The organism is Paenibacillus sp. FSL R5-0766, from assembly GCF_037971845.1.
Taxonomy (GTDB): Bacteria; Bacillota; Bacilli; order Paenibacillales; family Paenibacillaceae; genus Paenibacillus.
On record NZ_CP150227.1, the window covers coordinates 6708316 to 6733206 of the forward strand.

Sequence of the window (24891 nt, forward strand, 5' to 3'; positions counted from 1 at the left end):
CCCAATACAGGCAGAACTTATGCCTGACTTTATGCTGACCAACGATTATAGAGCGGGAGCAAAGGAGCGCATCTCTCCGACCCTACGACAACCGCACGTAAAATGTAGCGCCTTCTCCGACCACACTTCGAGCGTACAACTCTCCTTTGTGCTGATCCACAATGGAACGAGCAATCGCCAGCCCCAGACCATGCCCACCATGTTTGCGTGCTCTTGACGAATCCGTACGATAGAATCGATCAAAGATCCGATCCAGATGTTCGGGTGCAATGCCTTCACCTGTATTGGACACGGCCAGCATGACATCATTATTCTGTTTCTGAAGGGTGACGTTTACGGCGCCTTTTGGACCGGAATACTTCACCGCATTATCGAGCAGGATCAGAATGACCTGTTTGATCTGCTCACTGTTCCCATGAACCGTAAGATTCGGCTCAATGTTGTAGTCAAGGGAGATGTTTTTCTCAAATATAACGGCTTCCATTGGCAAAATAATACTCTCTACCGCATCGCTCATATTAAACTTCGCATGAATCATCGTCGAGCGTGAGTCGTCCATCTGTGTCAGATAAAGCAGATCATTCGTAAGTCCGGTCATGCGTTCGGTTTCCGATTTGATATAGTGAAGCCACTTCGCCTGATTCGCTATGGTATCCTCCTGATTTGCAAGCAGCACGTCGGCATTGGTATTGATGATCGCCAGAGGGGTCTTCAACTCATGTGAAGCATCACCGATGAATTGTTTTTGTTTCTCAAATGCTTCTCTAACCGGTGCAATGGAGCGATTCGCAAAATAACGGCTCAGGAAGTAAATCCCAATCAACATGATTAATCCAACAACAGCAAATGTATAGATCAGATTGGTCAGAATGCCCTGTTGTGCCGTCACATCAATGAATACGATCATATGACCATCACCGCTCGGATCAACTACATAGGCCCAGTTCGTTCCATCCAGTGCAAATTGTCCAGTCTGCCGTTCCGAATCACCAACTTTATTCTGGTCAACCTTTTGCAACGCCTCGGTGTAGAACGTATCATCCATATCAAATCGGGAATGTGTATCCGTAATCTTCCACTGATCATCCGTCTTAATCATGAACGAAACGGAACGTGCCGGAGGTGAGTTGGGATCACCTCCCGGACCTCCATTATCACCACCCATGCCATTGGAGGGAAACGAATCTGAACCGGAACTTGAACCTGAGCCTGTATTACCACCTGTACCGGAACCCTGCCCTTCCCCGCGCGGCATTTTGGATGAATTATAAGGACTATGATAGAAATCAGACACCTTGTACAACTCCATATTTGTCTCACGTTGCACATTCTGATACGTAATTGTATAGATCGTCGCAAATGCCACCAGCATCATAATAGATATGGACACCAGATTCACGATCAGGAATCGATTTCGGAGTTTCTTGAACATCAGGACGTCACCTCAAGTACATACCCCACACCCCGAATTGTGTTAATGCGAACAGCAGAGTTCAGGAAGGTTAATTTTTTGCGTAAAAAAGATATATATACCTCCACATTGTTATACTCCACTTCCGAATCGAATCCCCATAACTTCTCAATAATCTGCTCTTTGGAGGTAATCGCCTGTTTACGGGCAATTAACAGCTCCAGCAGTTCATTCTCCTTCAGATTCAGCTTAATCTCCTTACCCTGAACACTCAGCTTCAATTGGGTTGTATTCAGCTCAATGTCGCCAAACTTCAGCCCATCCTCGGGAACCACTTCGCCTTTCCGCCGTAAGGCTGCTCGAATCCGGGCCAGCAATTCCTCTGTGGCAAAAGGCTTGGCGATATAATCATCGGCACCATAATCGAGCCCTGTGACTTTATCTGATAGTTCACCCTTGGCAGTGAGCAGAATGACAGGCGTATGATTCCCTTCACTGCGGAGTTTCTTCATGACGGTGATCCCGTCCATCTCCGGCATCATGATGTCGAGTAGTAACAGGTCGTATATACCGCTCTGCGCATAATCGAGTCCTGATCTGCCGTCGTGGACCATGTCCACGGAGTAGTTGTTTTTTTTCAAAATCTGCGATACAGCCTCTGCCAAATGAACCTCATCTTCCGCAATTAATATTCTCATCATCTATTCATTCCTCTGCTTGAATTATTCGTCTTCATGAACCCTTTATGGTATCACCTATTCTATCAATTAAACCTTGAATCAATCTTAATATTTTTTTGGGCAGCAACTATATAAACTGAACAAAAGAATATTTACACTTGCCACTACGATGACAGAATAACCTTCCAATCGCTGTTATCCCCAGATTTTTTGATTCCCTTTTGAGAGGTGAAAATCCAGGGATAAAGGCGAACGCTCCGCTTTTTCAGGTTATTTCTGTCCTCTCCGTTCTCGTGTAAATGTTTAGTTCAATTTTTATATTATAGGAAGGTAAAAAAATGTTAACGCAATGTAAAACCATTTAAGATTCATTCAAGGTTGGGGCTCTAAGATACAGACATGGAAGCAATACACGATGGAACAAAACATACAACCCACAGACGAAAGGACTGAGTCCCACATGGCTATCGAAGTATTCAACCGATATGAGAGCAAGTACCTTCTGACGGATGAGCAGTACGCACATTTCTACAATGACCTGCTGAAATACATGGAGCTGGATGCCTACAACAAGAAACATGAGTATTACTCCATCAGCAACTTGTACTTCGACACTCCACAAGATTCGCTGATCCGCGCCAGTCTCTCCAAACCAAAATACAAGGAGAAGCTGAGACTGCGGGCTTATGGAATACCTGAAGAGAATGCCAAAGTGTATCTGGAGATCAAAAAGAAAGTCTTTGGCCTGGTGAACAAACGCAGAACAGCCTTGAAGCTGGATGAAGCTTACGAATTCGTCCGTTCGGGACAGGCGCCGGAGCTGGCGGATTACATGAATAAACAGGTTGTCGAAGAGATCAAATATTTCCTTCGGGTATACGATCTGGAACCGAAAGTATATCTGGCGTATGAGCGCAAAGCGCTCTTCGACAAGAACAGCCGCGATCTCCGCATTACCTTTGACACCAACATCCGCAGCCGCAGATACGATCTGAAGCTGGAACAGGGAGATTACGGTGAGCCGCTGGTGAAGGACGGTCGATGGCTGATGGAAGTGAAAGCCGAGAAAACCGTTCCGATGTGGCTGTCACAACTGCTGTCCGAACATGGACTGTACCGTACCGGATTCTCTAAATACGGCAACGAGTTCAGACATCTCGCGAGAACAACCAACCTGAATTACCAGACAGAGCGGATTCTTGTACCAGGTACCGATTTCAACCCATCCATAGAACAAGATAAAACGATTATAGAAAGAGAGCGTGTCCTATATGCTTGATTCACTATTCAGTTCAGCCCTAACCGATACCAACCTGACGTTTAACAACGCAGTCATCACCATTGGTCTTGCCATCATTCTGGGATTGGTCATCAGCCTTACCTACATGAAAACTAACCAAAACACATACTCTCAGAGCTTCACCTTAACGATGGTTGTTCTGCCCGTCATTGTCGCCATCATCATCCTGCTCATCGGCAGCAACATCGCACGAGCATTCAGCTTGGCAGGTGCCTTCTCGATCATCCGATTCCGAAGTGCCCCTGGTGATCCAAAGGACATTGCTTATGTATTGTTCACGATGGCTTCCGGTCTTGCCTGCGGTGTAGGCGCTTTTGGATACGCGGTGCTGTTCACCATTATCCTGTGTGTACTGATGTTTGTCCTGAGTCGCTTCAACTTTGGTGGCAAGAAAAGTCAGCTGAAAACGCTGAAAGTTACCATCCCTGAAAACTTGAGTTATGAAGAAGCTCTTAATGAAGTGTTCCATAAATTCAACGTACCTTTTGATCTGAAAAAAATCAGAACCACTGAACTCGGCAGTCTGTATGAGCTGGTCTACAGTGTAACCATTCACGAAAGTGTTAGCCAAAAGGAATTCCTCGATGCGATCCGCACACGGAACGGCAACCTGGATATCTCATTAACCATGAGTCCAACAACGGAATATTAATATTTAATTCGAAGGGAACGATCTAATATGAAGAAAAACATGATAACAGGTAGCAAACTTTGGTCCATCGCCATGATTACCAGCCTACTCGCCGCATGTAGTTCACCAGCAACCACAAGCACAACGGCCAATGCCGCAACGTCAACGACAGGAACAACCAAAACGGTATCTGTCAGCGAGCAAACTTCTGTAAAATACGCGGATCTGGTCTCTCTGGATGCGGACGATACCAATATTAGCTGGAGTGAGGCAGATTCCACAGCGATTAAACTGAACGGAACAACTGCAACCGTGACCGGTTCGGGCGCTAAAGCAGCGAATGGCTCAGTAACCATCTCGGAAGCAGGCACTTATGTACTTAGCGGTGAGCTAACGGATGGCCAGATCGTGGTTAACGTTGCCGATAAGGATACTGTGCATCTCGTATTAAACGGAGCAACCATTCATGATAACGACAGCGCCGCGATCTACATTCAGAAGGCTGGTAAAGCGGTGATTACACTCGAAAAAGGAACCAAGAATACCGTTTCCGATGGTAAAACGTATGTGTACGCCGACGCTACGACAGACGAGCCGGATGCTGCGATCTTCAGTAAAGCGGATCTTACATTCAATGGTGCAGGTCAATTGACCGTCACAGGTAACTATAATGAAGGTATTACGAGCAAGGATGATCTGAAGATCATTAGTGGTAGCATCAGCGTCAAAGCAGCCGATGACGGGATCAAAGGTAAAGATATGGTCGCCATTCAAGCGGGTACAATTACCATCGAAGCCGAAGGCGACGGCATTAAATCAACCAATGACACAGATACCACCAAAGGTTACGTTGCTATCGCAGGAGGTACCTTCGATATCCAAAGTGGCAACGATGGTATTCAAGCCGAAACCGCACTTGTTGCGGATGGCGGCACATACAACATTGTAACGGGCGGCGGTAGCGCCAATGCACCAGCCAAAGTAGAAGAAGGTCCGTTTGGCGGCGGTGGCGGTGGATGGGGTGGCGGCACACCTCCAACAGATATGGGCACACCACCAGATGGCGAACCTCCTGCGGATATGCCAGAGATGCCTAATAACAGCGGTACGAATGCAGGTACTTCTACGAACGGCGCTGCACCGTCCAATTCAACGAATCCAGCACCATCCAACTCTGCCAACACAACAACAACAACAACAACGGATAACAATGCCGATGCGGACACTGCAACTACAGCAACCGAGTCCACAAGCGCCAAAGCACTCAAAGCAGGTACAGACCTCACGGTTAATGGCGGTACGTATACCATTGATTCCATGGATGATTCCCTGCACAGCAACAATAACGTGACAGTTAACGACGGAACATTCAACATCGAATCCGGTGATGACGGCATTCATGCCGATCAGGCCCTGACGATTAACGGCGGAACCATTACGATTGTGAAGAGCTACGAAGGGCTTGAAGGGGCAATCATCACCCTGAACGATGGGGATGTAGATGTAACGGCATCCGATGATGGTGTCAATGCTGCAGGTGGCGAGACGGAAACAGCTGCGAATACAGCAACCGATGCAACAACGACATCGAACATCTCTGTAACCGAAACGACAGGTACAACCTCGACTACCGATCAGGCATCCCAAGGTACAGCTACTACTCAGCAAGGACGTGGACCGGGCGGTATGGGCGGTGCGGCAGCGAGCAATAACGAGTTCCACATTAACGGCGGCTCCCTCACTGTGAACGCAGGTGGTGACGGACTGGATTCCAATGGTTCCATTAACATGACTGGTGGTACGGTTATTGTGAACGGACCAACGGATAACGGCAACGGAGCATTGGATTATGACGGTACATTTGAAATCAGCGGTGGATACCTCGTGGCTGCCGGAAGCTCTGGTATGGCACAAGGAACATCCGATACGTCTACGCAAAATACCATTGTGATGACATTCCCTGCAACGCAAAAAGCTGGAACACTTGTACATGTACAAGATAGCGAAGGCAACAACATTCTGACATTCGCTCCGGCAAAAGATTATCAAACCGTGGTTGTCAGCTCCCCGGATCTTGCGAAAGATGGTTCATACGTGATCTACTCCGGTGGTACGTCTACAGGTAAAGCGGTAGATGGACTCTACACAGACGGTACGTATAGCGGTGGAACTCAAGTGGTTGCCTTCCAATCGACAAGCAATGTAACTTGGGTCAATGAATCTGGTGTAACCACTGCCAATTCAGGTATGGGTGGTCCAGGAGGAGGCCGTGGTCAAGGCGGATTTGGAGGCGGCAGAAACAGATCCCAATCCGGTACAGATACAGATACAAGTCAATAATCTTCATAAAATCATAAAGGATTTTACTCTACATCCATTATGAAAATAGGTACTAAAAAATCCACAAGTAGATGTCTCATACACATCACTTGTGGATTTCATTTGTTTCAAGAAAAAACATTATAAATTTATAATCCAAACTGAAAAAAATGGTATAATTGAAAACATAAGAAAAAAATTAAGGGACCAGATCCATTCTGCTTTCTCTCAAAGAAAATCGCAGAATATTTCAAGTCCCGTGTCTAGTTTAGCTATATATATCTTATTATATGCCATTTTCTCAAATATGCAACATCCAATTTAAAATAAATAGGAGTGTGTTTAATGTATAAAATTAACTCTATACAAGGTTATAGTCCGACACTCTTGCCTCATCAAGCTTATTTCATACATAGGTGGGGAGAACTATTTGAGAAAAGTCCTCTTCATTACAGAAAATTATCGTATCCTTGTGTACGGGCAGTTTTAAAAGAAGCTGTTCAAATCGTTGAGAATTATAAAACAGAGGTTTTATATGAGCACAATGTATTTGAAATTTTTTCTGAAGTTACTTCTACTTTGAGAAGGAATAAAATATTTGAAAGTCGATACAAAGAAGACTGGAGCCTTGTTATAGGCAGGTTAGAGCTGTTCTTGACTGAAAAAGAATCTTTCCTACAACATGTAAATCGGCTAGATAAACATCGCATGTTAGAACTTCCACTTACTCTGATTAAAGGTCTATTAAATAAACTTGAAAATACAAACATTCCTAAATTGTATGTAGAGTTACTGTCCCAAGATCTGTCCAAGCCCTCGTTATCTTTTGAGCAAATCGATAATTATTTAGAGTTGTTAATGAGTGAACTTATATTTGAAGGCCACCATAAGCAGTACTTATATAGGTGGGGACAAGGCGTACTTGTCAGTGATGGAGAAATAAGCTTCCTGAAAAAATTAGAACGGATTTCTGAATTAGGTATCAAGAATAGAAGGAATTTCGAATGTTTTATCCCCCTTCGACTGCCAGACGGTTACAATAGTCTAATCGGAACGGATGGACCATTAACTTTTTTTGATGATCCTGATCGCGCCAGACTGATGATGGACGAGGTTTACGATGTGCACCAAGTTCATGAAGCCCCTATCATTGAATTTTTTAAAAAGGATACTCATATTGCACGCATAAAGTTAAGTGCAACAGATGAAGTTGCCGCAATAAATACAGCCAGAGAAGAACTTAGTTCTATAACAAGGTTATTTACGCTTGAAAACCGTCACAAACTTTATAATCCTGGGAATTTTACCCAGGCATTAGTATTTGATGTTAGCAGTAAAAAACTTAACACTGATCCTATTATAGAAGTTGCCCAGCACGGACTTCAGGTAACTCGAAACGATACATATATCAAAATTAACATGAGTTCAAAATCAACTGGAAAATATAAAGGACTGGATCAACTATTACAGTGGTGCCGTGTGATTCAGGATTCACCCAAAGAAACCGGATTAGTAGCTATGTGGAGTTTAATGGAATATCTCTTCATAACTGAACCTACGAATAAAAGGAAAGGCATTATTGAGTATGCTACTCCATATTTATCACAGTTTTATTTAAAAAGCCTCGTATTCAGGTCCAGAGAACTCGTTAAGCAAAACCAGGCAGGAAATACAATTTTAAAACAATTCGTTCAAGAAAAACTCGGAGCTGATTCAATTGATAAAAAAAGTAAAGAGATCAAGCTTCATTACCTACTCCAGTTTATTGCAGAATATAAAAGCGAAGCTATTTCCGCGTTTCCTGAAGATTCTTTGAGCCAACGATATATCGGACTTCTAAACAAGTATATGCAGTTAAGAGGAAGAAAAATTTGGTTTCATGAATATTTAAATGAATTGGAAAAGCAGATTGAATGTGATTTATCTCGTGCATATAGATTGAGGAATATTTTAACACACCAAGCATATGTGGATAATTTTTTTTTCGAAGAGATCTATGAAAGAATTTCTTTTTATTTAAAGCTAATTTTGGATGACATATTATACTCCATGTCATTACAACCAGATAATTCATTGCACCAATTGGTTAAGATTAAAAAAGAAAGCTATAAAGATTATAAAAAATTAATTACCGGTATAGATAAAGTTACATCCTATAAAGACCTGCTTAGAACAAAATCTTTACTCATATAGTGAGGCTACTATCAAAAAAGATGAGACTTATCCAACGATTTCAACGAGGGCACTGAAAAACTACCTCTATTTCGAAAACACCTAAACTTTAGGGCGCCGGCCAAATTATGACTCCTGAACGCGAAACGAGCCTTAGAAGCAATTCTAGAGGCTCGTTTTTTTGACGTTTTTTTATAAGAGACTTTTCCAGTGGCCTCCGATTCAACAGGACTCATCTTTTGTTTCTACTACCCTACTCAAAACGTGTAGACATACACCTTGGTGCGCAGGGCATCCCGGCATGTAATGGTGCGTAGCGGTTCTTTTCCTGGCAGCGCAAAACAGATGCTAATCACCTTGGCACCCGGTGGAAGCTCTCGATTGAACTTGTCCAGAAGCCGGGTCATGGCTCCCGGGAACAGATAACAAATCACACAATCTGCATGTTCATAGGAACTGGTGTAGATGTCTCCGCGCATGAAGCGCAACCTGCCCTTGAGAGAGTGCTTGTTTCCCTTGGCTCGACGTAAGCGAACACTGAGATAGGCAATTATTTGGGAAGACCATAAGGGGATGATCGAATTCTCAATCCCGGTCAGCCTTTTACCAGGGCAGTGTCTTACAACATCCAATCCCAATGCGCCCCATCCAGAGCCCGCTTCGAGCACATCCCCGTACCCTGGAATCCGGTTTACCTCCTGAATGACCACCTGTCTGACACGACTGGATGTGGGCATCGGGGAAATCCCGTTTTTCCAACTCACGAGTACGATGGATATGACACCGATCAATGTCACCACGGCAATCAGCCATGGAATCAGGTAAATGATGAACATGAACTCATCCCTTTGTTATCACTCATTCATTCCGGCACATGAGGCTTCATATATACACCTTTTTTATAAACGGACTTGATGGTAAAGTGTACACCCAGCTTACGATTCGTCCGATAGATTAGCGAGTTAATCTCGTCGATCCCTACCGCTTCGCTCTCCAGCATACTACGCTCCGGCCACACCTGTGCCACAATCTGTTCCCTTGTCACAAAGTGGTCCAGTTGACTATACAGCAGCTTGAACAGCTGATACTCCTTCTTGGACAGCGGAATCTCCACTTCGCCGATCTGTACGGTTTGCAGGTGATCCAGTAAACGTACGCCCTCACCCAGCAGATCCGACACACGATATTCCCTCGTCTCTCCAAGATCGCCTTCCGTGCGAAGCTGGATCAAGCCGTTCACCAACGTCAGGCTGTCTCCTTCACCAAACGGATATTTCTCATAGGGAACGAGGCGCTGCCCGTTCAGTTCGGTTCCATTTTTGCTATCCAGATCCTCGATCCATAACTGTTGCTGTACATCATAATGAATGCGGCAATGCCGCTTCGATATCATCTGATTATAAACAGACAAGTCCAATTCACTTCCGCCTGTGTAACGTCCCACCGTAATGGAGCGCCCCTGGCTTACATAAGCGAATGAGCCGTCACTTTCCTGTCCTGGCGTACGAATGACGATTTTTGCCGTCTCCCGCATGTTATTCTCCCACCTTCAATGATCACTCACTCGATCTCTATAAACATTTCATAACAATAATGATAAATTCATCAGATTTGTTCCATTGTTTGCACCGCTATAGTTCAATATAGTGGTATACAGGAACGATTTTTGTTCGGTTCTACTCACTCTACTATACCAGACGTTGTGCTTTTTTTCTCATGACGGCCGGATGTCTACTTTAGCTCATTCAACAAGAGAGGTACCTTCCTATGAACAAAAAAAATGTTTTCATATACGTATTGCTCGCCTTTGCCCTGTCCATGACATTAACCGTGCTCTCCCGTATGAATGATGATCGCGGAGAATCACTGAAAGGCACATCAGCTGCCGAAACCTCATGGTTACAAATGAAGATCCAACCCTAAGTCTACTCTATTATAACGTGATCTCCGCGCAAAACGTTTCACGAATGTCATATTAGGCTAAGCCATAGACTCACATCAATAAGGCCCCAGATTGCTGGTCACAGCAGCCCGGAGCCTCATTTTGGATTGAAAAATAAAGCCGAAAGTATAGATGATTGCATGATTTCAATCATAAACTGCCCGTACGTAAAACGGGTAATATGATAAACTGATTTTACAGAAATCTGTAAAGTCAGTTTTTTTGAGGAGGAGCTATATAGATGTTAATTAAAGCATTTAAGGAATGGTCGGACCAAAATGAAGGTCAGATTGAAATACTTGCTCCTACTGGGAAAACGACTGTTATGAATAAATTCAAACCAAGTGCATCCGAAGATAAAATTAAAGAGCTTTCCGAGTATTTTTCTACTCCATTACCTCCAGATTACATAAGCTTTTTACGATTATGTAATGGAGCCTCCTTGTTCGAAGACCCCGAATATGGCGGGGAGAGCTTCTTATACTCAGCCCAAGATGTTATACATTACAATGAAGCATCAGATAATAAGATTGTGGTCGCCAATATTCTTGATGATCGAATCCTAATAGATTTAGAGCTTTGGAGTTCAGGTAATGAGCAATATCTGTTGCTTTGTGAGAGTTTATATTCTGTTGAACATACGGGATCTTTTTACAGTAACTTTGAGACATGGTTAGAACGTTTTATAATCTCTCAAGGATCGAAGTTCTGGTATTGGAAAACAAAGCGTAGTTTTGAAGAATAAAAGATATGATCAGCAGTCTGACCCGTAATTATAGCTTAATTTGCGGAGGTGTGAGTATGCTCGATGAAAGAGAGCTTCAAATTAAAGAGAGAATACAAGAAAGATACGATATTACGGAGCAAATATATTCAGCTTGGTTTACTGAAAATTCTGCGGTGCTTTTACCGAGTAATAGATTCTATCAAAAGGAAAACATAGAAAAGTACAGGGCAATTTCATATCTGCTAGACAGAGGATATATTGTTGCACAACCCGTAGAGAATGATCCGGAGACAGTTGCAGTAACTATAACCCCTGACGGGATAGACTTCTATGAGCAAGGATATCTTAATGGAAAAGCAAACGGCTTTCAAGTCGTCGAAGAGATAAAGAACAAGGAATAAAGAATTGTGAAGGAACTCTGGATATGAAACACATCCGGAGTCCTTCCATGTTAGTTCAAACAAGAACATACACCAGCAAGAACGTCCGTTCAAACCGCCCACACACATCATGGACTGGAATTAGAATCATTACATCAATCTACTTCTTCCTCCGGCACAGTCGGCTCGTCGTCAGGCTTCGCTGTCACTCTGGACTGTACTTCCTCCATCCGGCTGGACACCTTCTGATACAGGTAAGAGATCCCAAGCAATAGTACGCCAAAGCTGAAATAGGCAAAGATTTTGCTGCCCGAGGTGAGCATCCCCACATCATAGAACACCATCTTACCCGTGGCGAACAACGTGAGTCCCAGGCCGAGACGCCGAATCATGACATATTTTCTACGGAATCCATAGGCAATATAGAGAATCGCGAGCAGCAGATAGATCAGGCTGAACATCAGCCCCACATCACCCCACTGGAACTGAATCGTCAGGAATACGGTGATGACACCGAGCAGATACACCCCTGCGATAACCGGGTACCATTCAATGCTCTTGAACTGCCCGCGGATGCCTGCAATTAGCAGATCCCTTCCTGCAAAGAATACCCCTACGTTAAAGATAATTAACACCAGCAAACCAACAATCTCCGCCGCCGTATGCTGTTGAACTTCCGGCTGAAGCGCTGGCATGGTTAAGGTTACGGCCAGTGCAATACAGCAGCCAATAGCATGCAAGAAGGTGGTATACACCTGCACGTATTGATCACGCAACAACTTCACTTTGCTCAAACCATAGGCCAATGCAATCGTGAGAGCTGCGAACATGAGTAACTTGTAGAACATGTATAACAGGAACGTCCCATCCACAGCTCTGGTATACAATTCATTCGATTCATACAGCACGTATAACCACAGATTGGCAAGTGTCACATACTTGAATCCGTTTAGGAAGCCCTGCTCCAGTTGGCTGTATTTGAATCTCTCTCTGGAAGATGAGCTGCTGTGAACTGCCCAGGCATAATACAGTGTAATCAGCAAGGTTCCCAGCGTGATGCTGGAGTATTTTAACATAAAGTAAGAACGTTCCCCGATGAAGAGTAGCGTCAGCAGATCATAGTAAACAAAAGTGGTTAAACATAGCAGCACGATGCCCCATCCGGCACGTTCCACCGACTTGAGTCGTTTCAGATGTCCAAGCGTAACCAACAGAACTCCTTCGATTAACCAACCCATCGATAACCACTTGGCCCCGAACTGGAACGGAATAATCAGAATGGCAAAGGTCAGGGAAGTGACATAGAAGAGCAGAATGGTCTGTTTCTCCTGAGCCATATTACGCTGAACGAATCGTGCGAGGCCCAGATATACCAGACAGAAGATCAAAGCCAACAAGCCCTGAGCATCATTCCAATTCGCCACATCAAATAACACGTATAACATCAGACAGCTGATGCTCGTATTCATGGCGAGCAGAGCGAAATCCCACCAGGTTAACTTCATCCGGTGTTTGAACGGATATGCCAGTGTAATGCCCAGATATAATGCAAACGTCACAATGGAATACAACATGCCAATCTTCTCACTTGGCGACAGCCACAAGAGGATGAGCATGGACGGTGTGTTGAACAGAAAACTGATATAGTGCACAACCGGCCACCGTTTGCCAAACGAAATGAACACAATAATACCGTTTAAGAGCAGCAGATAGATCATGGCTACATAGACAGCAGGGCCCTCAAGCCCGAACGAGAACATATACGAGAATAACGGAAGATATCCGCCTACCAGACCCAATGAACAGATGGTCTTCGACTGATACCTCAGGGACAACAATACGGAGATTGCCGATACCAATACAGACAGGGCAAGTCCCGTATATAACCCGATAATATGCAGTAAAAAGTAACTATAGAAGACGGAGCCGAACAACACGGAGATCCCGCCGCCGAGCAGCCCCATCGCAAACGTCTGCTTTTTGCGTCGGAACAGCAACTCTCCTCCAGCCAGCATCAGAGCACCAAGCAGGAAAAAGGCTCCGCTCTTCATCTCGTCATTAAACCAGGTTGAGTACGAGTATTGGAACGCTGCTCCAACCCCCAGAATGAGGAGCAGGATGGCTACTTTGTTGATCCAGCTAAGTCCAATCTTCATCTCCATGCGATTCTGCTTGATCCGGCGCTGAATGGTCTCTTCGCTCAATCCCTCCTCCGCCATCTGCTCATATCCACGCTCCATGTGCCCACGTAGAGCCTCTTCTCTCTCCCGTACGGCCCGCTTGTGCGATTCAATGCGCTCATTCACCTCTGCGGCAAGGTAAGAAATCCTTTCCTTCACCTCGTGGGAATCCTCTTGCAACTCCTGTGTTGCCTGGTTGTATAGCGCGTTCAGATTGGATTTGGTTCGATGTTCATGGAATGCAATTCGATCATGATGTACCGCTGTTTTCCCTTGAAAATAGGTCTCCATCTTCTCCCGGGATACCCGGATCAGATTCAGCTTCTCATCCAGCATCTGTTCAGATAACGCCATGCGAAGACGTGCATTCTCTTCTTCCATCTTGCGCGAGCGATGTTCAAGCTGTCGCAGCTTGAGCTTGTGTGCTTCATACTGTTCCTGTAACTGTTCATTCTTAACAATCAGGTCATCGGACTGGTACTCCTGGAGCAAGGCGTGATACTCCTTCGCCAGTTGTTTCTGCTGCTCCTGAACCTGCCCAAGCCGTTCCTTAAACTCCTTCATGAGCTTCCTCCGTTGGTCGATGTTTAATCTTTTCCCTATATTTTACTATATGTATGCCATAAAAAGAGGTTTAAACATTAGATATATCTGTGCAATATTTCATCCGTAGGATCTCAAACGCAAAAAAGCCGGGAAGCAGCCGCTTCTCCCGACTTACATTCATATGAGCTTTGCACAAGAATGGATGCTTATGCCGCATCACTCGTCTCTGATTGGTCCGCTGACTCGGGCTCAATTATCTCGGTCGCATCAGGGTCCAGCCAACTGGCGATCATGCCACGCACATACTGCAGATCGTCCTCCGACAGATCGTAGTACCATGTGCCACTGTGCGTTGCACCCTCACCCTTCAGCATGTAATTGCTGATCGTTGGTATGCTATCTTTCATATATAAGGACTCGGCAAATTTCACGATAAAGTCCGAGGTCATGTTAGTTGTAAAATTCGATCCGGCAATCTGGATTACATCCGGGATCTTGGTCAGATTTTTGACTTCCAGCGCACGATTCATGAAGGCACTTAAAAAAATCCGGTGACGCATCGTCCGATTGAAATCGGAATCTTCCCGGTAACGCACATATCCAAGCGCTTCTTCGCCGCTATAGATCGGTTTATTCGCTTCGACAAACAGCTTTTCATGCGCTTTTGATTTGTTCTCAATATTTTTCTTGATCGGCAGTTCCACACCACCCACCGCATCAACAATATCCTTGAGCCCGTTAAAATTAATCGCGGCATAGAAATCCACTTTGTTCCCCAGCAAATTCTCCACCGTGTCCATCGCCATCTTGGCTTCACCGTGGGCATACGCTGAGTTGATCTTCGACTTCACATCCCGGCCGACAATCTCGGTATAGGAATCACGTGGAATGGACAGCAGCAGCACTTTATTATCTTCGGGACGCACGACGGAATAGATGATGGTATCCGAACGGCTTGGTTCGTTATCCCGTTGGTCAATCCCTAGCAGCAACAGCGAGAATGGGTCCGTATGTTCCACGACAGGGGCATCCTTATCGCCCGCTGGTACAAAGGAGTCATCCAAGGCTTCCTTCACCGTAGCTGAAGCGAACATATTAAAGGCAAACACGACGAGTTGCTTTTGATAGATAAATCCGAGTCCTCCCAACACAAGCAGCACACTTAGGGTGATGATTAATGGCTTCTTCCATTTCTTCTTTGGTTTCTTCGGCTTCCGTCTTGTTAAATGTGCGGCACTGTTTTCCATCATATCTCCTTTAATAACGGGTTCTTAGAATCATTTAACTATATTAATAACACGTTTTCAATAGATTACGTTATAATCTGCTATACATAAACAAGCATAAAGGGAGCGATGAATGATGGAATATCGACGTTTAGGCAATAGTGGTTTGCGTGTGTCGGCACTGGGGCTTGGCACCAATGCGTTTGGCAAACGCGCGGATGAAGTAGCTTCTACCCGCATTATTCATGCAGCGATGGATCAGGGCATCAACTTTATCGATACCGCCAATATCTACGCAGGCACGGAATCGGAACGCATCATCGGACAGGCTCTCACAGGTCGACGGGAAAACGCGGTGCTTGCTACCAAGGCCGGATTACCCCGGCATGATGGTCCTCATGGGCGGGGTTCCTCCCGCTACCATCTGCAACAAGAGCTGGAACATAGCCTGCGGCGCCTGCAAACGGATTATGTGGATCTGTACCAGATCCATACCTTTGATCCGCATACACCGCTGGATGAGACACTGCGCACACTGGACGATATGGTCACTTCCGGCAAAGTCCGTTACATCGGAGCCTCCAACTATGCAGCCTGGGAGCTGATGAAAGCTTTAGGCATCAGTGAACAGAAAGATTATGTGCGCTACATCTCCACCCAAACCAGCTACTCTCTGGCTGACCGTACACCCGAGCTTGAACTGGTACCGTTGTGTCTCGATCAGGGTGTAGGCATTATTCCGTACTTCCCGTTGGCAGGTGGTATTCTCACGGGTAAATATAACGGACAGACCCGTGTGCCTTCTGGTTCCAGAGCAGACACCGATCCGTCCTTCAACCGTTTCCTGCTGGAGCATAATATCCAACTGAGTGATCAAGTGAGTGCTAAAGCGGCCTCATATGGTTGCTCCCCTAGTGTGCTGTCACTCGCATGGTTGCTGACACGTCCGGCTGTATCCACAGTGATTGTTGGCGCTACACACACCGATCAGTTGGAACATAATCTGGCTAGTCTGGACATGTCAATGCCTGATGAGCTGTTGGCCGATCTGGACCAGATCAGTGACTCTTTCCGTCGCCGCGAGCCGTTTGCGTCCTATCGAATCGATTGAGCAACCGAAACAGACCTCCCGACAAGATGAAGTCAGGAGGTCTATTTGTATTTTGCAGCGGTGCTATAATTATTAATAATTAGAAAATTTCCCAGTTCCACTACATTCTGTAGTTTAATAAATTAAAAAAAGATATATTACGGATCAACTCTCTGTTTTTTGGCGAAGAAACTCCTGCATGATCTCCATATACTCTTCCTTACGATGATCCAAAGTTTCGAAGAATGCCTTGTCCGACTCCTCGACCAGATGAATTCCCTCCACAGCCAATCGGGTTCCTTCTTCCGTTGTTGTGATAATGTTGGCACGCGTATCTGTCTGATGACGGGCGCGGGTAATTAATCCCCTTTTTTCAAGCGCACGTAGAACCTGAGAAGTTACGTTAACATCCACCTTGGCAAAATGAGCAATTTGAACCTGAGTAACTCCTTTGCCTTCCTCATCGTGTTCATTGAGCCACAAACAGGCGTGCAATAATACAAATTGAGGTTGTGTCAGTTCGAGGGGCTCCAGCACCCTGCGTACTTCCTTTTGCCACATGGATGTAACCTGCCATAACAGATATCCCGGGCTTTCTTGTGCGTTTTTATACCTTGAGCTTGTCATCTCATACCTCCATGATGTGCGACCTTATGCAACAGAATATGTACCCGTCAGTTAATGAAGTAAATCCATTATTCATATAACGATGATGGAAACATATCCGTTGCAATTCTGTGTGTTCTTTCTCAAAAAAATAATTAGCGGGCAGGAATAAACTGCTTCACCCATTGTCCGAATCCTTGCGGATTGCGGCTCTGTATAAGAATGGTTCCTTCTCCGCGGAACCGACATACCAGTCCTTCTCCACTTGTAACACTGGATAACCAGCCCTGTGAAGCTTTCTCAATACGGTAATCTACATAATGAGGCCATGCCACCAAATGGGCGTTATCCACGATCATTTCTTCACCTGCTGCCAGATTAATCGCATGGATGGCACCATAGGAAGACAGAAATACAGTTCCACGTCCGCTGATCTCAATAATGAAGAAACCTTCTCCCGAAAAGAGACCTTTCTTCAGGTTTTGCATTTTGGTATTCACCTGAATGCCCTCGGTTCCTGCCAGAAATCCGTCTTTCTGCACATAGAGTGAATAGGAACCGTCCAATTCAACAGCTTCTACATCGCCCATGCTTGAAGGTGAGAGCAGAATCTCTGCCGACCCACCCGCAGCCGTCAGTTCCTGAAAGAAAAACTTCTCCCCGCTCAACATCCGACCGAACCCGGCAAACATCCCGCCTTCTGCTGAACCCTTCAGTTCAACCGTAGGCGTCATGGATACCATCGCACCACTCTCAGCCTTGAACCGCTCTCCCCGCTGCAAATGTACCTTGAGCATCGCAAAAGCACCATCATATAAAATCTCATAGTTCATGGTTGCACCAGCTCCCTATTGTCAGAGTTAAAATCATTGAGTCCATTATCTTCCAGAACTGCTGATTTGTCTCCGTATTCCTTCATAATATGTTGATCTCCCCAATTACAGAGCGCATTGAGAATCGGTTCAAGACTTCTCCCGTAATCACTCAATTCGTATTCTACTTTGGGAGGGACCTGATTATATACGATACGGTTTACGATTCCGTCGTTTTCAAGCTCTCTGAGTTGCTGTGTTAACATTTTCTGTGTGATTGCGGGCATAATACGTTTGAGATCACTGGTTCGTCTTTTCCCATGTGTCAGATGACAGAGAATGACGCATTTCCACTTGCCACCGATCACCTCTAGGGTAGCTTCAACCGAGATGTTATATTTTTTTCTAACCATTACTTGCTTCCTCCCTGATGAATTGAATTACCTCCGTCACATGCTGTATAGGCACCAAAAAGTACGTAGGGTACTAAAAAGTACGTACTATTCAATCTATACCGAATAACTCATAATAGCATTTGCCGGTACGTAAATCTACATTCTGGGGAGTTGAGCAAGAAATGTTACAAGATTCAAAACGCAGCACGTGGGCACTGCTAGCACTGGCCATTAGTGCATTCGCAATCGGTACCACAGAGTTTATCAGCGTTGGGCTACTGCCCCTTATTGCAGATGACCTGGGCATTTCCGTAACTACAGCGGGACTGACCGTTACTTTATATGCATTAGGCGTTACCTTTGGGGCTCCTGTTCTGACCTCACTGACGTCTACCATATCACGCAAAACGCTATTGCTTGCCATCATGATTGTCTTCATTGCGGGTAACACAATGGCTGCACTATCGACGGGCATTACCATGTTACTCATTGCACGAGTAGTGTCCGCTCTGGCACACGGGGTGTTCATGTCCATCGGCTCCACGATTGCAGCCGATTTGGTGCCTGCCACCCGTAGGGCGAGTGCTATTGCCATCATGTTCTCCGGTCTTACCATTGCCACAGTAACCGGTGTACCTCTCGGTACACTCATCGGCCAACATTGGGGCTGGCGCGCTGCCTTTATCCTGATTGTTGTGGTTGGCATCGTTGCGATGATCGGGAACCTGATACTCGTGCCATCCACGTTGAAGCGAGGAACACGGACGGCATTTCGGGATCAGCTGAAGCTCGTTACAGGTGGACGCTTGCTGCTTGCTTTTGCCATCACTGCTGTTGGGTACGGAGGAACATTTGTTGTGTTTACGTATCTGTCCCCGTTGTTGCATGATATTAGCGGATATTCCGAGAAAACAGTAGCGTTCATTCTGTTGTTGTACGGAATCGCCATTGCTGTTGGCAACATCATCGGCGGCAGAGCAGCCAATCGCAACCCGCTCAAGGCGCTCTTCTACATGTTCATCATTCAGACCATCATTCTCGGCGTGATGTACTTCACCGTCCCATTCAAGTTGGCAGCACTGCTCACCATTATGGGTATGGGTCTGCTCGCCTTCATGAATGTGCCTGGTCTTCAGATGTACGTTGTAACCTTGGCTGAACGATATGCACCACAGGCCAAGGATGTAGCCTCAGCCTTTAACATCGCCGCATTTAATGCAGGGATCGCTATAGGTGCCTATTTGGGTGGAGTGATCAATGATTCCATCGGTTTGATTCACACGACATGGGTCGGTGCCTTGATGGTTCTCGTAGCTGTAATCCTGACCGCTTGGGCTAAAATGCTGGAAAGCAAGGATCAACATGCATCAGTCGAAATGGAGAAAGCTTCGTTCTAATTTCCATTCCGACCATAGGTCTCACTCTTATATATATCAGTTCCAGCCTTCGAGGGGAACCGGTTTCATATGGTATTTTATTATACTATAATACGTTGAACCCAATTTGATCTACTATGATTTAATTTTGTATGATAAAACAACAAAAATTCAGCTTAATATGACTGATTTTTACACACTTTAAGGAGGAAATCTCATGACAACAGCTCAAACCGCACAACATTTACAATCCACAGTAACTCTGCATAACGGTGTTTCTATGCCTTGGTTCGGACTTGGTGTATTTAAGGTAGAAGAAGGATCTGAACTGATTGAAGCTGTGAAAAATGCGATTAAACATGGCTACCGAAGCATTGATACTGCTGCAATATACGGCAATGAAGCCGGTGTTGGTCAAGCGATTGCAGAAGCTTTGCAAGAAAACAACCTGAAACGCGAAGAACTGTTTGTTACATCTAAAGTATGGAATGCAGACCTTGGATATGAAGAGACTCTTGCGGCTTTTGATACCACATTGAACAAACTGGGACTGGAATACCTGGACCTGTATCTGATTCACTGGCCTAAGGCAGGCAAATACAAAGCAGCCTGGAAAGCAATCGAGGAACTGTACGCAGCTGGCCGCATTAAGGCCATCGGTGTAAGCAACTTCCAGATTCATCATCTCGAAGACTTGATGCAGGATGCCAAAGTAAAACCGATGATTAATCAGGTGGAATACCACCCTCGACTGACTCAGGTTGAGCTTAAGGCTTTCTGTGAAAAGCATGGTATCCAGCTTGAAGCTTGGTCCCCTCTGATGCAAGGTCAGCTGTTGGACAATCCAGTGCTCACGGCGATCGCTTCAGCCAAAGGCAAATCGGTTGCACAAGTCATCCTGCGTTGGGATCTGCAAAATGGGGTCATTACCATTCCGAAGTCCACCAAGGAACACCGGATTATTGAGAATTCCTCCATCTTCGACTTTGAACTTTCAAATGAAGAGATGGATCAGATCAGTGCTCTGAACGAAGATGTACGCGTTGGACCTGATCCGGACAACTTCGATTTCTAATGAACAGCCTTTTTGGAGCCTGCTTTGTTTGACATAACATAACGAAAAAACACCGGGCCAGTATCCGGTGTTTTTCGTTATATTCTCTTCCCTATAGCCAAGCCTCGCTAACACTGCACGTTTCAATTCAAAATGTTGTAACCCATTTTTTAACTATTGAACCTGCCACAATGCAGGGACATTGGATGGTTCCCACCCAGACAAGGAAGTGTGGGACTGCAAACATTTATACGTCTTGCCGCTATAGGTGACCAGCTGTCCTACAGTGTAGGCTGTATTCGCCTGCCAGGCGGAAACACCCGGATTTGTCGTTCCTGCTGTTGTTTTCACGGTCACCGCATTGCTTGCAGCAGAACCATTACCCGCCGCATCCTTCGCTTTTACCGTAAATGTATATGAGGTATCCGCAGCAAGCCCGCTGATGGTTGCTGTCGTTCCGGTCACGGATGTCGCCAGAGCCGCTCCATTGTACACATCATAACCCGTTACACCCACGTTATCCGTGGATGCCGCCCAGCTCAGCGTTATGCTGGATGTTGTTTGTACCGTTGATACCAGGTTGGTTGGTGCAGTTGGCGCTTGCGTATCACCTCCCGGCTGAGTCGTAGTGCTCACGGTTACAACATTACTGGCTGCAGACAGATTGCCCGCCGCATCCTTTGCTTTGATCGTGAAAGTATAGGAAGTGCCTGCAGTAAGTCCACTGATCGTTGCTGTTGTTCCGGTGACGGATGTTGCAAGATTATTGCCATGATAGACGTTATAACCGGTAACCCCTACATTATCCGTTGAAGCATTCCAAGCCAGTGTCACTGAGTTGGCCGTCACACCTGTCGAGCGGGCATTACCGGGTACACTTGGCGCCGTCGTATCTGCTGGAGGCACTGTACCTCCGGTAGGCAGATCGGCTTTCAGTTTATTTTGGAGTGTTTTGTTCCGGTCACCGCTAAGCTCCCAGAACATTGCTCCGCCGAGTCCCTTGCTCTTGATATAAGCGGTTTTATATCCAATAGACTCCGCATCGTCATAGCTGATAAAACGCTTGTTGGTTGCATTATAGAGATATGGCACCTTTGCCGTGTCATTCCAGTAACGCGTGTACCCGTTTTTGTTAATGTAGTTGGTCTCCAGATCATAAAAATCAAAGGAGCCTGCTTCCCATGTTCCAACGGAAGAACCTCCCGCGCAGGTCTGATACTGGCCATTACTCGCCTGTGCGCATCCATCCCAGCCACGGCCATAGAACGGAACACCAAGCACAAGTTTAGCGGCTGGTACGCCTGCATTCAAATGTCCTTGTGCTCCGGCAGCCACATTAAATGTATTGGCATCTGGCACCCCAGCAGCCGAAGCCGCAGGGTCATAGTTCAACGGCGCGTTATGCGCGCTGACTTTTTGCCAAGCCCCGTTAAAATCGTATGTCATAATATTAATCCAGTCGACGATGGCAGCTATATTGGCAAGCTCAGTATTCGCAGCATAGGTCGTCGATGCACCGCTTGCAATTGTAAGCAGATACTTCTTGCCGTCCACAGCTCCGGCAGCATCCAGCTTCTCACGGATTTTGCTCAGAAGCAGTGTGTAATTTTGCTTATCCTCAGGACGTTTGCTGTTACCATCAAGCCCCCCTGATACCGGGTACTCCCAGTCCAGATCTACCCCGTCAAAATTGTATTTCCGCAGGAAATCGACGGCAGAGTTTGCAAATACCTCTCGCGTTGCAGCAGTCGCAGCTACATCGGAGAAGCGGTTGGACCATGTCCATCCTCCCACGGAGATGATTGTCTTCAGACTAGGATTGATCTGTTTCAGCTTGTTAAGCTGATTGATATTGCCTGCAATGGGCTGATCCCACGTATCCCCTGCAAATGTCTTGCCTGTATCAATCCATGGATCGCCAAGCACGATCGTGCCATTCGGTACATTGATTGTCTGGCTCTTCTCATTCTGACACGTCCAGGTCACCGGATTAGGGCCCGAAGGGTCCGGATTTCCATGAATGCCGTTCCAGCAAATATCGGCAAACGCATAGTTGATATGCGTGACTTTGGTTGGGTCGATATCCGTTACATTATAGTTTCTCCCATACGCAGCCCATGACGGGTAGTAACCAACAATTTTATAAGAATCTGCAGCTGCTGCCGTAGCGGGTTGGAGCACAAAAGAAGGAATAATGACGGATAAGAGCAGGGATAGACCCAGGAGAAACTTTGCGGATTTCTTGAAAGCAGTGTGTTTATTTAAATGTATCATCTAATACACAACCTCCTTTGTCGTTTGCGTGCTAAAACCATTCAGGAATGAACGATGTGCGCTCGAAAAATGGTTATTCGTATATGCATCCCAGTTGATTGACCAGGTCATAATCCCTTTTATCCCCGCATAGCCCGCAGGCTGGAGCAAAGTATAGGAACCACCGTATGACACACCTTTGATCAAATAATTCAATGCCTTTTGCAGATCGGCTGACGTTGTATAACCACCTCCGGCAGCCTGTTGGGAAGCCGGTACACCGATTGCAATCTGATCCGGTCGCAAGGGACTAAAGAAAGGCCCTGTGCTGCCGCCTACATGAAAGCCTTGAAGCAGCATCTCCGCCATGGCCACATGGAAATCAGCTGTCCCTTGGTCGTAAGAGCGTCCATCCAGCCCCACCATGGAGCCCGTGTTATAGTGCTGCACATGAAGCAGGGTCAGCTCATTACGCAAGGCATGGATGACTGGCAAGTATGCTCCCCAAGGACCGCCGTAACTCAGATATCCACCCTGTACATAGGCCGTCTCCGGCGCAGCCGTCAGGATGAAATTGGCGCCGAAGTGTGACTTAACCGCTTTCACGCCTTGGATGAGGTTAACAATTTTCGGTATAGTTGGACTACGGAAATCGGTATCCCCTGCATTCAGAGACAGGGAGCTTCCTTCCAGATCGATATCTAGACCATTGAAACCATACGTGGAAATGATTGATTTTAACGAATCTTCGAACTGCTGTCTCTTGGTCGCGTCGGTGAGCTCAATGGTACCGTTGGCTCCCCCCATGGAAAGCAGTACTTTTTTTCCCTGGCTTTGCAGATAGGCAATATCGGATTTGAATTCGGCTACCGTCGCATTGTATGGAGTAAAAGCAAGCGTTCCGCTGCCATGTGAAATCGGTTCGGCAAAGGAGACATTAATGACGTCATAGGCTGTTGATACGTTACGAAGTCTGATATTCGTTGAACCATTGTCGAAGTTATGCCAGTAGCCGATCAGCCATTTGCTGCCGGTTGGCCCCGGATTGGAAGATCCATTGGAAGTTGTCACACTGAGGGAGGTGCTCGCAGCAGATATATTGCCTGCGGCGTCTTTGGCTTTTACCGTAAAAGCATAAGTCGTGCTGGCTGTCAGTCCAGTGACTACAGCTGTTGTAGTTAAAGTACTTGTCACAAGAACGCCGTTCCGGTACACCTCATATCCCGCTACGCCCACATTATCCGTGGATGCATTCCAGGAAAGACTCACGGAGTTGTCCGTGATGGAGGATGAAGTCAGACCCACAGGAACAGAAGGTGGTGCCGTATCTGGCGTTGGCGTTTCCCCTCCCGAACCTTCCCCGACGTATTTCCACAACGCGGGCACAACAGAGGGCTCCCATCCGGTCAACGCCGTGTGGGCCTGAATACACTCATAATCTTTATTTTGATATGTTACGAGGTCTCCTTTCTTGTATGCAGTGCCTGCCTGCCACTGGGTGGCGGCATCGACTCTCGGTGCAAACCACGAAATAAGAAGAAGAAATGTCAAAGCAAATGTAATGACCGGGCGGAATCGAACAGCTTGATTCAAGCAAAATCCCTCCTGTACTAAGGATACGTTCACCTTGCAAACAAAAGCTTCAATAGTCCACCTGCATCTGATCTGTGATCGATTAGAGCCAACCTCATTCAGCCATCTGATGTTACGTGTCACTTCACTCCCTTCCCTTACCAAAATGGACCTTCCCTCTCGTGTTCTTTTTTTTGCAGACACCATCCAAATTTTACA

At 45.9% G+C, this 24891-nt stretch carries 21 protein-coding genes; 10 read left to right on the top strand and 11 right to left on the bottom strand.

Annotation, left to right across the window (positions count from 1 at the left end):
• Positions 1-82: 82 nt before the first annotated feature.
• Together MKY66_RS28995 and MKY66_RS29000 are read right to left on the bottom strand one after the other, a co-directional pair.
• Entirely contained in the window at positions 83-1432 is a 1350-nt protein-coding gene (locus MKY66_RS28995; RefSeq protein WP_076213925.1) for a HAMP domain-containing sensor histidine kinase, read from the bottom strand.
• Entirely contained in the window at positions 1432-2109 is a 678-nt protein-coding gene (locus MKY66_RS29000; protein ID WP_076214007.1) for a response regulator transcription factor, read from the bottom strand. Before MKY66_RS29000 ends, MKY66_RS28995 begins: the two co-directional genes overlap by 1 nt.
• A 442-nt stretch (positions 2110-2551) precedes the next feature.
• Between MKY66_RS29000 and MKY66_RS29005 the strand changes: the two genes are divergently transcribed.
• The 4 genes from MKY66_RS29005 to MKY66_RS29020 all read left to right on the top strand — a co-directional run bounded on the left by MKY66_RS29005 (position 2552) and on the right by MKY66_RS29020 (position 8534).
• On the top strand, positions 2552-3370 hold the full coding sequence (locus tag MKY66_RS29005) for a polyphosphate polymerase domain-containing protein (RefSeq protein ID WP_036612173.1): 819 nt from the start codon (positions 2552-2554) through the stop codon (positions 3368-3370).
• The gene (locus tag MKY66_RS29010; RefSeq protein WP_076213922.1) at positions 3363-4043 is read left to right on the top strand and encodes a DUF4956 domain-containing protein; all 681 of its coding nucleotides are present in this window, start codon (positions 3363-3365) and stop codon (positions 4041-4043) included. Before MKY66_RS29005 ends, MKY66_RS29010 begins: the two co-directional genes overlap by 8 nt.
• 39 nt (positions 4044-4082) lie before the next feature.
• Positions 4083-6362 (top strand): carbohydrate-binding domain-containing protein, encoded by a 2280-nt coding sequence (locus MKY66_RS29015; RefSeq protein ID WP_339806563.1) that lies wholly within the window; start codon positions 4083-4085, stop codon positions 6360-6362.
• Between the two features lie 324 nt (positions 6363-6686).
• Positions 6687-8534 carry a hypothetical protein gene (locus MKY66_RS29020; protein ID WP_076213917.1) on the top strand — a complete coding sequence of 616 codons (1848 nt, stop codon included), beginning with the start codon at positions 6687-6689 and terminating at the stop codon, positions 8532-8534.
• Between the two features lie 236 nt (positions 8535-8770).
• Here MKY66_RS29020 and MKY66_RS29025 read toward each other — a convergent pair whose 3' ends face one another.
• Together MKY66_RS29025 and MKY66_RS29030 are read right to left on the bottom strand one after the other, a co-directional pair.
• Positions 8771-9349, bottom strand: coding sequence for a class I SAM-dependent methyltransferase (locus tag MKY66_RS29025; protein WP_076213914.1), 579 nt, complete (start codon positions 9347-9349; stop codon positions 8771-8773).
• Positions 9350-9375: 26 nt separating this feature from the next.
• Positions 9376-10047 carry an FHA domain-containing protein gene (locus MKY66_RS29030; protein ID WP_076213911.1) on the bottom strand — a complete coding sequence of 224 codons (672 nt, stop codon included), beginning with the start codon at positions 10045-10047 and terminating at the stop codon, positions 9376-9378.
• 233 nt (positions 10048-10280) lie between these two features.
• Here MKY66_RS29030 and MKY66_RS29035 point away from each other — a divergent pair, with 233 nt between their 5' ends.
• The 3 genes from MKY66_RS29035 (at position 10281) to MKY66_RS29045 (ending at position 11583) form a co-directional block, all read left to right on the top strand.
• Positions 10281-10436, top strand: a complete 156-nt coding sequence (locus MKY66_RS29035) for a hypothetical protein (RefSeq protein ID WP_179088558.1) — start codon at positions 10281-10283, stop codon at positions 10434-10436.
• Positions 10437-10696: 260 nt separating this feature from the next.
• Positions 10697-11200 carry an SMI1/KNR4 family protein gene (locus MKY66_RS29040; RefSeq protein ID WP_076213909.1) on the top strand — a complete coding sequence of 168 codons (504 nt, stop codon included), beginning with the start codon at positions 10697-10699 and terminating at the stop codon, positions 11198-11200.
• Between the two features lie 56 nt (positions 11201-11256).
• Positions 11257-11583, top strand: a complete 327-nt coding sequence (locus MKY66_RS29045; protein ID WP_076213907.1) for a hypothetical protein — start codon at positions 11257-11259, stop codon at positions 11581-11583.
• Positions 11584-11717: 134 nt separating this feature from the next.
• Here the strand turns inward: MKY66_RS29045 and MKY66_RS29050 are convergent, their stop codons facing one another.
• Positions 11718-14306 carry a DUF2339 domain-containing protein gene (locus MKY66_RS29050; RefSeq protein WP_076213905.1) on the bottom strand — a complete coding sequence of 863 codons (2589 nt, stop codon included), beginning with the start codon at positions 14304-14306 and terminating at the stop codon, positions 11718-11720.
• A gap of 188 nt (positions 14307-14494) precedes the next feature.
• Positions 14495-15538 (bottom strand): LCP family protein, encoded by a 1044-nt coding sequence (locus MKY66_RS29055; protein ID WP_305956071.1) that lies wholly within the window; start codon positions 15536-15538, stop codon positions 14495-14497.
• Between the two features lie 112 nt (positions 15539-15650).
• Here MKY66_RS29055 and MKY66_RS29060 point away from each other — a divergent pair, with 112 nt between their 5' ends.
• Positions 15651-16625, top strand: coding sequence for an aldo/keto reductase (locus tag MKY66_RS29060; RefSeq protein ID WP_076213900.1), 975 nt, complete (start codon positions 15651-15653; stop codon positions 16623-16625).
• A gap of 144 nt (positions 16626-16769) precedes the next feature.
• Here the strand turns inward: MKY66_RS29060 and MKY66_RS29065 are convergent, their stop codons facing one another.
• From MKY66_RS29065 to MKY66_RS29075, 3 genes are all read right to left on the bottom strand, one after another.
• Entirely contained in the window at positions 16770-17231 is a 462-nt protein-coding gene (locus tag MKY66_RS29065; protein ID WP_076213897.1) for a MarR family transcriptional regulator, read from the bottom strand.
• Positions 17232-17365: 134 nt separating this feature from the next.
• Positions 17366-18043: a TIGR00266 family protein gene (locus tag MKY66_RS29070; RefSeq protein WP_017691614.1), complete on the bottom strand. Its 678-nt coding sequence runs from the start codon at positions 18041-18043 to the stop codon at positions 17366-17368.
• Positions 18040-18435, bottom strand: a complete 396-nt coding sequence (locus MKY66_RS29075; protein WP_076213894.1) for a winged helix-turn-helix transcriptional regulator — start codon at positions 18433-18435, stop codon at positions 18040-18042. The genes MKY66_RS29070 and MKY66_RS29075 overlap by 4 nt, the downstream gene beginning before the upstream one ends.
• 164 nt (positions 18436-18599) lie before the next feature.
• On the opposite strand from MKY66_RS29075, the gene MKY66_RS29080 reads away from it, so the two are divergent.
• Both MKY66_RS29080 and MKY66_RS29085 read left to right on the top strand, forming a co-directional pair.
• Positions 18600-19814, top strand: coding sequence for an MFS transporter (locus tag MKY66_RS29080; protein WP_076213891.1), 1215 nt, complete (start codon positions 18600-18602; stop codon positions 19812-19814).
• Positions 19815-20010: 196 nt separating this feature from the next.
• On the top strand, positions 20011-20868 hold the full coding sequence (locus tag MKY66_RS29085; RefSeq protein ID WP_076213888.1) for an aldo/keto reductase: 858 nt from the start codon (positions 20011-20013) through the stop codon (positions 20866-20868).
• Positions 20869-21021: 153 nt separating this feature from the next.
• Here MKY66_RS29085 and MKY66_RS29090 read toward each other — a convergent pair whose 3' ends face one another.
• Together MKY66_RS29090 and MKY66_RS29095 are read right to left on the bottom strand one after the other, a co-directional pair.
• On the bottom strand, positions 21022-23121 hold the full coding sequence (locus MKY66_RS29090; protein ID WP_076213885.1) for a glycosyl hydrolase family 18 protein: 2100 nt from the start codon (positions 23119-23121) through the stop codon (positions 21022-21024).
• The gene (locus MKY66_RS29095; RefSeq protein WP_076213882.1) at positions 23122-24693 is read right to left on the bottom strand and encodes a glycosyl hydrolase family 18 protein; all 1572 of its coding nucleotides are present in this window, start codon (positions 24691-24693) and stop codon (positions 23122-23124) included. It abuts the gene before it with no gap.
• Positions 24694-24891 lie beyond the last annotated feature (198 nt).